This is a genomic window from Bradyrhizobium sp. sGM-13, from assembly GCF_018398875.1.
In the GTDB taxonomy this organism is placed as follows: Bacteria; Pseudomonadota; Alphaproteobacteria; order Rhizobiales; family Xanthobacteraceae; genus Bradyrhizobium.
The window spans coordinates 1-253 of record NZ_JAGWDK010000375.1 but is presented as its reverse complement, the minus strand read 5'-3'; the positions used below and the strand labels follow the sequence as shown (position 1 = coordinate 253).

The following is a 253-nucleotide window of genomic DNA, read 5'->3' as shown; positions in this document are numbered from 1 at the left end:
GTCAGCGCGCGTGCCGCCCAGTCGCTCTCGCTGTTGTTCTTCGAACTGGCCTCGCACTCAGACGAGGGCCTGTCGCTGGTCGGCAAGCATCCGCATATCGTCGCGAACTGGGAAGTCTCGGGCGAGGAGCCCGACACGATCTTTCATTTCCGCTGGGAAGAGTTCAACACCAGCGCAGCGACGCGGCGCGAAGACTCGGATTTCGGCCTCATCCTGCTCGACCGCGTCGCTCCCGAAGCGCTCGGCGGCACGG

The 253-nt window shown here is 65.2% G+C and carries 1 pseudogene; it reads left to right on the top strand.

The features are described 5' to 3' along the window. A pseudogene (locus KJQ96_RS39350) lies at positions 1-253 on the top strand (histidine kinase); the annotation flags it as partial.